At 71.2% G+C, this 13,256-nt stretch carries 13 protein-coding genes; 4 read left to right on the forward strand and 9 right to left on the reverse strand.

The window, feature by feature from the left end; translation table 11 throughout:
• Positions 1–23 precede the first annotated feature (23 nt).
• A complete protein-coding gene (locus HALDL1_05165) occupies positions 24–2,294 on the reverse strand; it encodes a hypothetical protein (protein AHG05182.1) in 2,271 nt (756 codons plus the stop codon).
• Positions 2,295–2,465: 171 nt separating this feature from the next.
• Here HALDL1_05165 and HALDL1_05170 point away from each other — a divergent pair, with 171 nt between their 5' ends.
• The gene (locus HALDL1_05170) at positions 2,466–2,939 is read left to right on the forward strand and encodes a hypothetical protein (GenBank protein AHG05183.1); all 474 of its coding nucleotides are present in this window, start codon (positions 2,466–2,468) and stop codon (positions 2,937–2,939) included.
• Complete coding sequence (locus HALDL1_05175; GenBank protein ID AHG03047.1) at positions 2,932–3,705, forward strand: chromosome partitioning protein ParA; 774 nt, start codon at positions 2,932–2,934, stop codon at positions 3,703–3,705. The genes HALDL1_05170 and HALDL1_05175 overlap by 8 nt, the downstream gene beginning before the upstream one ends.
• A 566-nt stretch (positions 3,706–4,271) precedes the next feature.
• On the opposite strand, the gene HALDL1_05185 is transcribed toward HALDL1_05175, so the two are convergent.
• The 8 genes from HALDL1_05185 to HALDL1_05220 form a co-directional block, all read right to left on the reverse strand.
• Positions 4,272–4,778 (reverse strand): hypothetical protein, encoded by a 507-nt coding sequence (locus HALDL1_05185; GenBank protein ID AHG03048.1) that lies wholly within the window; start codon positions 4,776–4,778, stop codon positions 4,272–4,274.
• Positions 4,766–5,176: a hypothetical protein gene (locus HALDL1_05190; GenBank protein AHG03049.1), complete on the reverse strand. Its 411-nt coding sequence runs from the start codon at positions 5,174–5,176 to the stop codon at positions 4,766–4,768. Before HALDL1_05190 ends, HALDL1_05185 begins: the two co-directional genes overlap by 13 nt.
• Positions 5,169–5,825: a hypothetical protein gene (locus tag HALDL1_05195; protein ID AHG03050.1), complete on the reverse strand. Its 657-nt coding sequence runs from the start codon at positions 5,823–5,825 to the stop codon at positions 5,169–5,171. Before HALDL1_05195 ends, HALDL1_05190 begins: the two co-directional genes overlap by 8 nt.
• The gene (locus HALDL1_05200) at positions 5,822–6,280 is read right to left on the reverse strand and encodes a hypothetical protein (protein AHG03051.1); all 459 of its coding nucleotides are present in this window, start codon (positions 6,278–6,280) and stop codon (positions 5,822–5,824) included. The genes HALDL1_05195 and HALDL1_05200 overlap by 4 nt, the downstream gene beginning before the upstream one ends.
• Positions 6,277–6,978, reverse strand: a complete 702-nt coding sequence (locus tag HALDL1_05205; GenBank protein AHG03052.1) for a hypothetical protein — start codon at positions 6,976–6,978, stop codon at positions 6,277–6,279. The genes HALDL1_05200 and HALDL1_05205 overlap by 4 nt, the downstream gene beginning before the upstream one ends.
• Positions 6,975–8,816, reverse strand: a complete 1,842-nt coding sequence (locus tag HALDL1_05210; protein AHG03053.1) for a membrane protein — start codon at positions 8,814–8,816, stop codon at positions 6,975–6,977. Before HALDL1_05210 ends, HALDL1_05205 begins: the two co-directional genes overlap by 4 nt.
• Positions 8,813–10,957, reverse strand: coding sequence for a secretion system protein (locus tag HALDL1_05215; GenBank protein ID AHG03054.1), 2,145 nt, complete (start codon positions 10,955–10,957; stop codon positions 8,813–8,815). Before HALDL1_05215 ends, HALDL1_05210 begins: the two co-directional genes overlap by 4 nt.
• Positions 10,958–11,060: 103 nt before the next feature.
• Positions 11,061–11,606, reverse strand: coding sequence for a hypothetical protein (locus HALDL1_05220; protein ID AHG03055.1), 546 nt, complete (start codon positions 11,604–11,606; stop codon positions 11,061–11,063).
• Positions 11,607–11,719: 113 nt separating this feature from the next.
• Between HALDL1_05220 and HALDL1_05225 the strand changes: the two genes are divergently transcribed.
• Entirely contained in the window at positions 11,720–12,673 is a 954-nt protein-coding gene (locus HALDL1_05225) for a hypothetical protein (GenBank protein ID AHG03056.1), read from the forward strand.
• Entirely contained in the window at positions 12,673–13,242 is a 570-nt protein-coding gene (locus HALDL1_05230; protein ID AHG03057.1) for a hypothetical protein, read from the forward strand. The genes HALDL1_05225 and HALDL1_05230 overlap by 1 nt, the downstream gene beginning before the upstream one ends.
• Positions 13,243–13,256: the final 14 nt, after the last annotated feature.

Consider the following 13,256-nt stretch of genomic DNA (forward strand, 5'->3'; position numbering starts at 1 on the left):
TCTTCAGACGGGAACCACCGTTCTCAGGCGCTGTCGAACCCCGTTATCTCGAACCGCGTCCCGGACGCCACGTCCTCCGAGCGGCAGTCGGTCACCGTGATTTCGCCGCGGTGGGCTTCGACGATCTCCGCGACGATGGCGAGGCCGAACCCCGTGCCGTCGTCCGCGGTCGTGTACCCAGGGTCGAAGACGGAGTCCCGCTCCTCGGGCGGAATCCCCGGCCCGTCGTCGGCCACGTAGAACCCGCCGTCGTCGAGCGCGCCGACGCGGACCGTCACGCTATCGGCGGTCGAGGCGCCGTGTTCCACCGAGTTCCGGAAGAGGTTCTCGAGGAGGTGCTGGACGCGCTCGGGGTCGGCCTCGACGGCGACGTCGTCCTCGACGCGGAGTTCGGCGCTCTCTGTCTCGACGACCTGCCAGGACTGTTCGGCGACCTCGGCGAGGCGGACGGGCTCCGTCTCACCGACGGTCCGTCCCTCCCGCGCGAGTTCGAGCGTCCGCTCGACGATCTCGTCCATCCGGTCGAGCGCGTCGCTCGCGATTTGGAGGCCCTCGCTGTCGGTTGTCTCCCGGGCGAGTTCCACGCGCCCGCTCGCCACGTTCAGCGGACTGCGGAGGTCGTGGGAGACGACGCTGGCGAACTCCTCCAGTCGCTCGTTCTGCCGTTCGAGTTCGGCGGCGTACGTCCGCAGGTCGCGCTCGCGCTCGAGACGGGTGAGCGTCTCGCGGGCGTGTTTCACGAGCAGCTCCGTGAGCTCGAGGTCGGTCTCGTCGAACGCGCCGGTCTCCCTGGCGACCGCCTGGAACATGCCGTAGTCGTTGATGGGGACGGTTATCGCCGACCCGTACGTGGGGTCCGCGGGTGCGACGTCGTGCTCGCTGAGGTCCTCGGCGAGGATCGACTCGCCGGTCCGGTAGGACTTCGCGGCGAAGCTGTCCTCCGCGTCGACGGGGACCGCCCCGTGGTACTCCTCCTCGGGGATGTCGTCTGGCATCGCCTTCGGGACGAGTTCGTCGCCCTCGACGCCGTCGACGATGCCGCGGTCGAAGTCGAGGACGTCCTCGCCGGCGGTGACGAGGAGGTTGTACACCTCGTCGGCCGACGTACACGCCTCGATGTCGGCGGCGACGTCGTGGAGTGCCTTCACCTTCTCCTGCTGCTCCTGGAGGCGGCGCTCGCGCTCGATCTGCTCGGTGACGTCCTGGGCGAAACTCAGCCCGGCGAACACGTCTCCATCGCCGTCGCGCAGCGGCGCCGTCCACACGCGCCAGTGTCGCCCGTCGGCCCCGATGGTCGTGCTACCGATCTCGCCGTCCTCGATGGTGGTCCGGAACACCGGTTCGAGGGCGGCGATCGTGTCGTCGGGGTACACCTCTGATATCCGGCTGCCCTCCAGTACGTCCGCGGGGGGTAGCGTGTCGCCGAGCGCGACGCCCTCTGCGAGCGTGTATCGGAGGTCCTCGTCGTACATCGCGACGGCGCCGTTCGGGAAGTGCTCGGCGAGGGTCCGGTAGCGTTGCTCGCTCTCGGCGAGTTTGCGCTCGCCCTCCTTGCGCTCGCTGACGTCCCGGGTCATCGCCAGCACCTGCGTCTGCCCGTTGATGACGGTCCGCTTGAGGTGGACCTCCACCCAGAACTCCGCGCCGTCCTTCGGGTCGAAGCGCCACTCGAAGGTCTGCGGGCCCTCCTTCATCGCGCGGCGGACGCGCTCCTGGGCCTCCGCCTGCGAGAACGCCGGTTCGTCTGCGCTGAACTCCGTGACGTCCATCTCGAGGAGCGCCGACCGGTCGTAGCCGAGCATCTCGCTGGCCCGCGAGTTCACGTCGTTGACCGCGCCCGTCTCGGGGTCGTGGAGGAAGATGGCGTCGGCGGCCTTCTCGAAGATCTCCCGGTAGCTCGTCCGGGACTCGTGCTGTTCGACGGCGTTGCGCACGCGGTTCGCGAGCAGCGCGTACTGGTCGGTGCCGCGTTCCTTCTGGAGGTAGTCGGTGGCGCCGGCGGAGATGGCGTCGCTGGCAACCTCCTCGCTGCCCTTCCCCGTGAACAGCACGAACGGCAGGTCGGGGTGGCGGTCACGGAGTTCGTCGAGGAACTCCAGGCCGTCCATTCCCGGCATGTCGTAGTCCGAGACGACGCAGTCGACGCGTTCCTCGCGGAGTCTGTCGAGGGCGTCCTTCGGCGACGTCGCGGTCAGCACCTCGAGACAGTCGTCCTCTCGCTCGAGGAACTCCGCCGCGAGGTCGGCGAAGTCCGGTTCGTCGTCGACGTGGAGGACTCGAATGGCCGGGTCCATCGCAGATGTGCAGAACTGTCTAGAACACTGTATATGGTTTCCGGTTCCGCAAACCACGCCGCAGCGTCCGGCTGTACTGTCGGCCAGGCGGAATCATCAGCGCTTCCGGGTGCAAGTATTACGCCCGGCAGTCCCGAAAATATTTTGCCGGGGGCGCGTCTATCGGACTCCGTGACACTCCTGGTCGCTGACGACGACCGACCGTCCCTGTCGGCACTGCTCGCCGCCGACGTGGTCTCGGTCGAGACGGACGCGGTCGCTGCCGCCCTCGCCCGCGACGACCCCGACGTGGTCGTCGTCGACGGGGACTCCGTAGCCGACGCGCGGGCTGTCGTCGCTGACATCCGAGCGAACGCACCCGACGCCACTGTCGTCGTAATCGGGGCCACAGACGTGGGTGCCGACGTGACGACTGCGACCAGCGACGAGCGGTCCGTCCGGGCGGCCGTCGAGCGCGCCAGACGGGTCACCGACTACCGGGAGTCGGTGGCCGACCTGTTCGACGCGTGTCGGGACCGCGCGCTCGGGCGCCCGGACGACGACCTCCGGGAGCGCCGGCGCGAGGCCGACGACCAGTTCGACCAGTTGCCCGAGGACCACGAGACGTTCGCCGCCGCGCTCCGCACCGACGAGAACGATGGTTGAGGCGTTCGCCGTCGCCAGCGGGAAGGGTGGCACCGGGAAGACGACGAGCACGCTCGCGCTCGGGATGGCGCTCGCCGAGGACCACGACGTGACGGTCGTCGACGCTGACACCGGGATGGCGAACCTCCTCTTCCACGCGGGCCTCGCTGACGCCGACGTGACACTCCACGACCTCCTGCTCGCCGACAGCGACGCCACCGTCTCCGACGCCGTCTACGAGCGCTTCGGCCTGAAGGTCTTCCCGTGTGGGACGAGCCTCGCGGACTTCCGCGCGGCCGACCCGGACCGCCTCCGCGACGTGGTGGCGGACCTCGCCGCCGACACGGACGTCCTCCTCCTGGACTCGCCGGCGACGCTGTCCAGTCGGAGCGCCGTCCTCCCCGTGGTGCTCGCCGACCGCGCGGTGCTCGTCGTCCAGCCGACGATACCCGCGCTCTCGGACGGCCTGAAGGTCCAGGAGTACGCGGCGTCGTACGGCACGGGCGTCGCCGGCGTCATCTTCAACAAGGTCCAGGACCCGGCCGCCGTCGAGCGCGTCGCCGAACAGTCCGAGCGCTACTTCGAGGGGCCGACGCTCGGCACCGTCCCCGAGGCCGACGCGGTGCGCGCGGCGCGCCGTGCGGGCGAACCGCTGCTCGCCCACGCCCCGGAGAGCGACGCCGCGGCCGCCTACCGGACCATCGCGGACGCCATCGACGTCCAGGACACGGCGGCCGACACGGTGGCCGACCGCTTCCGGAACGCCGTCGTCCCCGAGCAGCCATGAGCGATCTGACGTTCTCCCGGGTCGTCGAGGACGCGAGCGAAGCGCTCTCGCTCGCCCTCGACCGTGAACTCTCCGGACACGCCGTGTTCACGCCACAGGACGCGCTCCTCCTCGACGGCGACGGCGCGGGCGTCGTCGCGTTCGCGGACGGCGTGCCGACGCACGTCGTCCACACCGGGACGGACCGCGGCGGCAGCGCGGCGCTCGCGGACCTCGCCGAACCGGGGCCGCTCCGCGTCGAGTGCTACGCGGGCGAGGACGGCCCCGTCCCCCGGACGGACCGCACCGCTGTCGCACCGGACACGCCCGCTGACCGACTCGCCGGCGACGACGACCTCGCCGCACGCACCCGGGCGGCCGCCGACGTGGAGGACGCCACCGAGAACGTGGACGCGGTGGAGGCGTTCCTCGCCGACGAGCAGAAGGTCGAGGCCATCCGGGAGCGCGCCCGCGAGGAGGCCGCCGAGCGTGCCGAAGAGTGGGGATTCGAGGACCTCGCCGAGGACTGACGAGCGCCGCCGAGCCTCGGGACGAGTCTGGGACGTGACCGCGGTCGGTCGCGAGCGCTACCGCGGCCGCACGACTCGGCTGAATCGCGTCGTTCCGTCCGGCGTCGTGACGCGGACGTCGAACGCCACGGCGACCACGACGGTCTCGCCCGCGCGCTCCTGGACGACGACACCGCCGAGCGTCTCACACGCGCCGAACTCCCGGCCGTCACCCGACGGACAGCCGACCCGGGACGCAAGCGTAGCGTTCTCGGTGACGTTCACGGCGACGCCCCGACCGAGTCGCGCCCGCTCGAGCGTCCGCACTCGCGGGTCCAGTCTGTCCCGCATCCGGTCGACCGCTGCTTCGCGCTCCCCCCAGGCGGCGCCGGTCGCAGCTTCGGCTGCGTCGTCGACGATTCTGTCGAGGGACCGCGAGACGTGCGACCCGTGGTCGGCGTCCACGTCGGCGACGGCGGGCGCGTAGCCGAACTGGAGGTACGCCGCGACGACCGGGACGAGCGCGAGCGCGGCGATGACCGCGGCGACGAGCACGAGCTGGCCGCGGTCAGTCACGCGTACCACACCCAGACGGTGACGCGGCCGCTGCCGGTCGGAACGTGCGCGACGCCGACCGCCACGTTCGACGGGCGCACGAACCCCACCGCGCCGTGTGGCGTCTCCACGCGGTACATGAGGTTGTCAGGGAGGATGCGGTCGACCCGGCGCTCCAGCGCGTCGGCCTCCCGGTCGAAGGCGTCCTCGGAGGCCGCGACCTCCGCGAGCCGCGTGCTCTCGCCGTGACTCGGTGCTTCGTTGCCCAGCACCGTCGCGGCGTCCTGGGCGTAGGCGTCGAGCTGGGCGTGCCGGGAGACGCCGACCTCCGGCACCCCGAACGCGAACGCGGTGGCGACGGCGACCACGAACAGCACGCCGATTCCCGCCTCGACGACGGGCAGGGACAGCTGGGCGCGCTCACGCATCGGCGGTCACCTCCAGGACGGCCTTCGTCGTGGTCTCGACGCGGTAGGTGACGGTGACGCTCCCCGCCACGAGGTCGCGGCTGGCGTCGAAGGAGAGTTCGACGGTGTCGTAGCGCGCGAGCGCGATATCGTACGTCCCGTCGAGGCCGCCGGGGTCGTGGAGGACCACGCGGTCGTTCGCGCGCACCGCCGTGACGCTGGCGCCCGGCCGCGGGTCGATCGTGAGCGTGGCGTTCGACGTCCGGCGTGGCAGCGTCACGGCGTCCCGGCCGGTGAGCGCTGGTTCGAACGTCCGTCGCTCGGCGTCCACGACGAGGACGATTCGCTGCATCGTCGCGCCGCCGTCGGGGTCCCCCTGTTCGAGAATCGGGTCGCCGCCGAGGCGCACCCGGATTGACGCATTCTCGGGGAGCGAGTCACTGCTCGCGTTCTCGACCGCGGCCCGTGAGAGGACGTTCGCGCGGACCGAAAGCGGCCCATCGGCGGCGACCAGTCGCTCCGACAGCGACCCCGCGAGCCGTGCGTCAGCCGGGTCGGCGTCCGCCCCAGCGAACGCGCTCGCGGCGAGACCGACAGTGACGCCCACGCTCGTGGTGACCAGCAACAGCGCAACCACGAGCGCCGGGAGGTTCGCCTGTGCGCGACTCACGCCGACCCCTCCGTGAGCACGACCACCAGCCCGCCGTCCGGATGTTGCTCCACGCGAACGACGGCGTCGCCGCCGGTCCAGTTCCCCCGCACGGAGCGCACCCGGTCGGGGAGCGAGAGCGGGGTCCGTCCACCCACTCGCTGATTCGCGTGGACGAGCACGAGCGCGTTTCCGTCGGCCTCGATGCGGTATCCCCGGCCACGGATGGTCCCCGGGAGGCTGACCCGGCGTTCGACAGCCACGTTTGCGCCGACCGGTGGAACCGCCTGCTCGACGCTCGCGGCGGCGTGCTGGAGCGTCCGCTCGCCCACCTCGTCGGCCGCCGCGGTGCGGGCGTTCGGCACCACGCTCCCGAACAGCGTCGTCGTCAGCAGCGCGACGAACATGACCACGATGCCGGCCTCGAGGGCCTTTCCGACCGAGGGCACGACCGCTCTCGACTGCTGGTCGCTCACGACACCGACACCTCCGTCTCGTGGACCACGAGGTAGGCAGTCCGTACGCCCGGGAAGTCGGCGACGACGCTGTCGATGCCGTCCCCGTCGACGTCCCGGGTCGTCACCGTCGCGTTCAGCCGCTCGAACTGCCGCTCGAACGCCGCCGGGTGCGTGGTCTCGACGGCGACGCGGTAGCTCTCTCGGCCGAGCGACCGGCGGTGGTGGGTGACGTTCGAGCGGAGCGTGTACGACGCGCCGCCGCTGGCGGCCAGCGAGACGTCCCCCCGGAGTGCCGGCACGCTAACCACGAGCACGCGCGGGTCCGCCGACAACGGCACCGCTGTCCGTGTCTGGGACCACTCCGGTCCGTGTGTGACAACCGACCCGGCGAGGTAGGTCGCGCCCCGCTCGCCGGCGCTGAACCGGAGCGCGTTCGCCTCGACGCGGGCGACCACGCCGCCGCTGTCGAGAACCCGGACGTCCCGGGCGAGGAGGTCGAGGTCGCCGCTCGTGAATGAGAGCTCGCCGCGCCGAACGCCGGTCGTCTCCACGGGCGCGAGCGCACCGTCGAGGTCCGCGGCGACACGTCGCGAGTCGCTAGCCGCCGCGTGCTGGTCGACGACCGTCCCGACGCTCGCGGTCAACATCCCGAGCGCGACGACGGTCACCCCGAGCAGGATGGCGACGCCGACGACGTTCGACTGCGCCCGGGTCACAGCATCCCCACCCCCGCGAAGACGGCGTAGGCGAACGCGACTAGCAGTCCCGAATGGAGCAACGCGTCGTAGCGTCCGCGGCTGGCGGCGCCGGCGAACCAGCCACAGGCCAGCATCGTCGCCTGCGTGACGAGGTAGAACCGGTAGCGGTCCCGCTCGATGTCCACAGCCGTCGGGTCGATGGTGAGCCCGCCCGTGCTCGCGGCGTTCGAGACGGAGGAGAGCTGCGCGAAGCTATCGAGCACGGAGAGGTTGACGGCGACCGTGATGCCGACGACGAGCACCGCCGTCGTCCAGCCGACCGCGACGTAGACGAGCAGTCGCGAGCGGAGCGCCCGCTTCTCGTGGTAGAGCCGGCCGACCTCCGCCTGCAACGCCTCGAAGGCGGCGTCGGCGTCGCTCCCCGCGTCGAGCGCACCGGAGACGAGGCCGACGGTCTGGGCGGCGAGCTGCGTGTCGACGCGCTCGACGAACCGGTCCAGCGCTGCAGCGCGAACGTCGTCGTCGTGCGTGGTCATCCCGAGGTTGAACGAGAGGTCCGCGACGTCTCCGTTCAGTGGCCCGAGGTCGACGTCACGGGCGACGCGCTCGACGGCGTCCCCGAACGGGCGCCCGAGGCTGACGTGGCCGGAGACGGCGTGGACGAAATCCTGGATCTCGCGGTCCTTCGCGTCGTCGAGGCGGGCGCGCCGCACCGCGACGAGGCCGACGGGGACGGCGAACGCGACGTAGCCGAGCAGGACGACGTTCGCGGGTCGCAGGCCGTGGTCCCAGAGCAGGGCGGCGACGGCGAGTGCCGGGAGTGCGAGTACGAGTGCAGCGTCGGCGGGGTTCCGGGGGGCGTTCAGGAGGACGCCGAGGCTCGTCGAGCGGTCGTGGCCGTTCCAGGAGAAGCCGCGTGGTCGCATCGACTCGACGAGCCACGCCGCGAGCGCGCCGACGACGAGCACGAAGCCGCCGCTGCCGAGGACGAGCAGTTCGCGGACGGTCGCGGTGCCGAGCGGCGTCGCCACGGTCCGTCCGAGGCCGGGCGCGAGCACGCTCAGGACGGTGGCGACGATGACGAGGAGTGCGGGCAGCACGAGGAGGACGATGAACAGTTCGGCGACGAGTTCGAGGAAACCGGCGGCGCGCTCTCGCGTGCGCTCGCGGCGGTTCGCGAGCATCCGGGACTCGAGTTCGAGGTACTGGGCGACGGCGTCCGGCCCCTGCGCGGCGTGCTCGCGGAGCTTCAGGAGGAACGGCGCGAGCACGTCACGGCTCGGGGTGTCCCGCGCGACGACGCGGAGCCCGCGGCTCACGCTCCCGGTGAGCTCCGCGGTGTTGAGCACGTCCCGGAACGCGACCGCAGTCTCCCCGTACGCCGCCGGGCGGTCGGCGACCCGGGAGAGAAGTTCGCGCTCGTCGGTGGTGCCCGACGCGAGCACCGAGAGGTAGCGGACGGCGCCGGGGAGCGTGCTCTCGACGTCCGAGCGGCGCGCACGGGCGAGCAGGCCCAGGTAGTGGCCGCCGGCCCACACAGTCGCGCGCTTCGCGAGGAGGCCAGCGGGGACGCCCAGCGCCAGCGCCGCCGTGACGACTGGCTCGACAGGTGACGAGGCGGTGAGCGGGACGAACACGCCGGTCGGGAGGAGGGCTGCGGCCGCGAGAACGAACACTGCGACAGCGCCGAACGCGACCCAGGACGCGCCGTAGACGCGAGCGAGGAAGACGTCGAAGCTCACGTCGAGGCGGGCACCGCGGTAGCGCTTCCGGTCGGGGTCGTGGCGCGTGCGGTCGGCCTGCCGCGCGAACAGCGCGTAGAGCGCCCGGTCGAGAACCCCGAGGGTCGCGCTCACTCCTCGGCCCTCCGGTGGAGTCGCTCGACGGTCGCGGCTTCGTCGGTGCGGAGGTCCGACAGGAGGCCGAACAGCTCCTCGAAGTTCGAGACGCCCTGGTCGTGGAGGTACTCGACGTAGCGGCGCTTCTGCGCGAACTCCTCGCGGACGTCGGCGACCGGCCGGTCGGTGCGCGCGGCGAGACGGTCGATGAAGCACACGTTCTCGGCGCCGACGAACGAGAAGTCGTCGTCGGGCGTGCGCTCGACCACGCGGCGGTAGTGGATTGTGCCGTCGTCCTTCTGGACGCTCCGAGCGTCGTCGGGTGCCTCCTCGTCGCCGACGAGTTCGACCACCTCGCCGACGTAACGGTCGCCGTCGACGTGTCGGGGGAAGACGACGAGGTCCACCTCGCGGAGGAGGTAGGCGGGCACGCCCTGCTCGATGGCGCGGTTGACGAGCGTCTCGACGTCCTCGGCGTGCGTGGTGCCGACGACGCCGTGGCCGGTGTTCAGTACCTGCGCGAAGCTCTCGAAGCTCTCCCGGGTGTTGATCTCGGCGATGACCTCGACGTCGGGGTTGAGGTAGTTGGTCTCGGTCATCAGGTCGGCCATCGAGACCCGCTTGAACTCGCGCTCGTGGTCCCGGGTGGTGAGCGAGACGCCGGTCTCGTGGGGGAGACGGACTTCGCGGGAGCCCTCGTCGATGCTAATGGGGCGGTCGTCGAAGGGGACGAACGGCATGTGGGCGTTCATGAGCGTCGTCTTCCCCACGCCGGTCGGCCCGGAGAAGAGGACGACGCCGTGGTGTTCATACACCATCCAGAGCAGCGCGACCACGTCCGCCGAGAGGCTGTTCCGCTGGAGGAGGTCGACGGGCGTCAGCGCGTCGGCGGCCTGCTTGCGGATAGAGACGTGGGGGCCGCCCTCGCTGATGACGGGGAGCGCGACGGCACACCGGATGGTCACGTCCCCACTCACCTCCGCGGGTTCGAGGTTCACCTTCGCCGAGGGGTTCGAGGCGTTCAGCTCGACGCCGTCGCGGGCGGCCAGCTGGGTGACGAGGTTGACGAAGCGCTGCTCGTCGTCCAGCGAGAGGTTCGTCGGCAGGCGCTCGCCGTGGGCCCGCAGGTCGCCCCGCGGGACGACCTTCACGCGCTCGCCGACGCGGTTGGCCTCCACGTCTTCCAGGCGGTCGTCGCGGATGGGGACAGTGAGTTCGCCGTCGCCGACGAAGTCCCGGAGGACGTAGTACGTGAGGTCGTCGAGCCGGTCGTCCGAGAACCGGCGCCCGACCGGCGGCACCGCGAGCCCGTACTCCGCGAGCGCCGCACGCACGCGGTGTCGCGTGGCCTCCAGCCACGCCCGCGTGTTCCGCACGGTGAGCCGCCGGGAGAGGAATTCGCGGGCGCGCTCCGCGACGAACGCGGTGCGGTCGGCGCCGTCGCCGAGCAGCCCCTCGACGTTGGCCTCCCAGATTCTGTCTTTACATTCGGCGATAAGTTCGTCGTCGCCCGGGAGGCGGTCGGGTTCGCGGACGGCGTACTTGGTGTCGAACGCGTCCCGCCCGAGGACACGCTCGCGGTAGACGACCACGGGAACGTCGAAGTCCCGGAACGGGACGGTGTACCGGGCGAGGCGCTCGGAGAGGAACCGGTCGAGGTGCGGCGGGTCGGCGGGGATGTCGGTGACGGCGGGCGCGTACTCGGCGGTGTGGACGACCAGCGATTCGGTGGCGGCGTCCGCTACCTCCACGCCCTCGTCGAGCGCCAGCGGCGTGAGATCGCCCAGGCCGCGGACCGCACAGAGCGCGTGGAACTCGACGCGCCGCCGGGCGGCCCGCGAGCAGTCCGTCAGGCGAGCGAGCACGCGGCGGTGTTTCTCGCCGAGGCCCGCCGCGACGCGCTCTCTCGTCCCCTCCCGCGTTCGTGGCCGGGAGAGCTGCGCGTCCGCGAAGTAGTCCGTGACGCGGTCGAGGGCGGCCTCGTCGTCCTCGCCCAACGGCGGCGTCCGCACTGCGTACTCGAAGCTGTCCGCGCGCTCACTCACGGTGACCACCACGCCCGGGTGGACCTCGTACTGCGAGCGGACAGCGGGCGCGTACCAGGCATCACCGTCGTCCGGCGGGACGGGCGCCGGTACTGCGTCGGCGTGTTCCAGCATTGCCCGCCTCTCACGCCTACTGTAATTTAAAATTTAGCAAACTAGAAGAAAATTAATTCTGGTTCGGGCGGATGATTTGGGGCTCCGGGTCCGGTGCTGCCCCTCACGGACAGTCTGTGGCTCCGAAGGTTCGGGGCTCGGCTCCCTGCTGCACGGCCGTCGTCGCGCCGTCGGTCACCGAGACGAGCATCGCCTGTCCACCGTAGCCGTGCGTCTCGTCGTGACCACGGACAACCACACAGGAACTGTCGTCGGGAACCTCGATGGTCGCCGAGCGCGTGAACTCCCTAGTGCCGTGGGCGTGTGCGAGTTCGCGGCGGCCGAGTCTCGTGCCGTCCAGTCGTTCGACCTGCCACCAGTTCGCGTAGCCGTCCTCGTCGTCGTCGTCGTGGTGGAGCGTGACGTCGAAGCGGACGCCCTCGCCGGTCTGTTCGACGCTGACGCCCGTGACGTTCGCCTCGCGGAGGTCGAGTTCGTCGGTCCCATCGTTGTCGGACTCGCCGGAGTCGGATTCGCCGGTCGTCGAGGTATCCGTCGTGGCATCCTCGGACCCGGTGGTACAGCCGGTGAGGGCTAGAGCACTCGTGCTCGCGACGGTCGCGAGGAAGCGTCGACGGAACACGACTGCAGCTTCGTTCTCTGGCCCCATAACGACCACAGTGTGGTCAGGGTCGCCCGCTCACCTCTCGCGCGTGCCGTGGTACAGTACCCCGCGCTTACTGGTCGCAAGAGCTATACTTCAGACATCGCAAACGCCGGACAGTGGACCGAAACGTTCGCGCCCTGATACTCGCTCTCCTCTGCGTGCTCGCCGTTTCGCTTGCGGCCGCCACGCTGGCGAACCCCCAGCACCCCGCCGGCACCGGCGACGGGTCCAGCGGGTCCGGATTCGACGAGAGCGGCCCAGCCGACCGGAACGGCGACGAAACTGGCGACGGTAACGGCGTCCCCGAACCCAAAGATGGCGAGGGGATGATACAGATCGGGCCGGCCTGCTGGCCGTTTCTCCTTTCTCCGGAGTTCGCGCTGCTCGCCGCCGCGTTCTACGTGGGCGTCGGCGCGTACTTCTACCGGCGGGACGGCTGGATTCCGGCCGTCGCCGTGCTGTTCCTCGTCACGATGGTCGTCCTGCCCGGCTGGCTCGTTTTCACGGGCTGTGGCACCGAAGCGACCACGAACCAGAACGGCGGGGTCATCCCTCCGCTTAGCGCCAGCGACCCCGGTAGCAGCGACGCCGGCGGCTCCTCGGGCACCGAGACGCTGTTCGACCCGCCGATGGTGCTCGCCGCGCTGGCCGTGGTCGTCGTTCTGCTCGCGCTCGTCGCGTTCCGCGCGACCGGCGACGACCCGCCGCCCGACGAGGCGATGCCCGAGGAACCGGCCGGCGAGACGGACGAAGAGGCACTCGGTGCGCTCGGAAACGTGGCGGGGGAGGCCGCCGACCGCATCGCCGAGGCCGCCGACGTGGAGAACGAGGTGTACCGCGCGTGGCGGGAGATGACCGGCCACCTCGACGTCGAGAACCCCGAGTCCAGCACGCCCGCCGAGTTCGCCGCCGCCGCCGAGTCCGTCGGCATGGACGACGCGCACGTCGCGGAACTCACCGACCTGTTCCGGGAGGTCCGGTACGGCGGCGCCGCCGCGACCGACGACCGGGAGCAGCGCGCCATCGACGCGTTGCGCGCCATCGAGTCGACGTACGGGGGTGAGGACTGATGCTGCGCCGCGTGCTCGCCGGACTCGGCCTGCTGTTCGCAGCCCTCGGCGTCGCGGTCGCGCTCGTGCCGTCGGTCGCGAACGTCGTCCGGTTGCCCGACGTGCCGGCGGTGGTCGTCGGCGCCGTCGCGGTCGTGCTCGGGGTCGCGACGTTCATCGCTCGCAGGCAGGTCGGGTTCCGCGACCCCGCGGAGGCGTCCGTGCGCGCCAGCGGCCTCGAGAGCCGCTTCGAACCGCCCCGCCCCGGCCACGAGATAGACGAACAGCTCTCCCTGGGCGGTCGGGAGTCCCTCGACGTCCAGTTGCGCGAGCGCCTCCGCGTCCTCGCGGTCCGCCTGCTCGCCGAGTCGGAGGGGTGGTCCGAGGCGGAAGCGGAGCGGCGCCTCAAAGACGGCACGTGGACCGAAGATCGCACCGCGGCGGCGCTGTTCTGCGACGACATCACCCCGCCCGCCCAGGACGTCGTCGCGTCCATCGCGGGCATCAGTTCGGCCCGCGAGCGGGAGCTCAGACACGCCCTCGACGAACTGGAGCGGCGCTCCGGCGTCGACGTGGAGGGGGGTGACTGACGTGGCGACCGCTA

It is taken from the genome of Halobacterium sp. DL1, assembly GCA_000230955.3.
GTDB lineage: Archaea > Halobacteriota > Halobacteria > Halobacteriales > Halobacteriaceae > Halobacterium.

What these genes read in the sequence shown, in the direction of transcription:
- HALDL1_05165 (AHG05182.1), bottom strand. Translation starts at nt 2,294, where the DNA reads ATGGACCCGGCCATTCGAGTCCTCCACGTCGACGACGAACCGGACTTC.
- HALDL1_05175 (AHG03047.1), top strand. Translation starts at nt 2,932, where the DNA reads ATGGTTGAGGCGTTCGCCGTCGCCAGCGGGAAGGGTGGCACCGGGAAG.
- HALDL1_05190 (AHG03049.1), bottom strand. Translation starts at nt 5,176, where the DNA reads ATGCGTGAGCGCGCCCAGCTGTCCCTGCCCGTCGTCGAGGCGGGAATC.
- HALDL1_05215 (AHG03054.1), bottom strand. Translation starts at nt 10,957, where the DNA reads ATGCTGGAACACGCCGACGCAGTACCGGCGCCCGTCCCGCCGGACGAC.
- HALDL1_05220 (AHG03055.1), bottom strand. Translation starts at nt 11,606, where the DNA reads ATGGGGCCAGAGAACGAAGCTGCAGTCGTGTTCCGTCGACGCTTCCTC.
- HALDL1_05230 (AHG03057.1), top strand. Translation starts at nt 12,673, where the DNA reads ATGCTGCGCCGCGTGCTCGCCGGACTCGGCCTGCTGTTCGCAGCCCTC.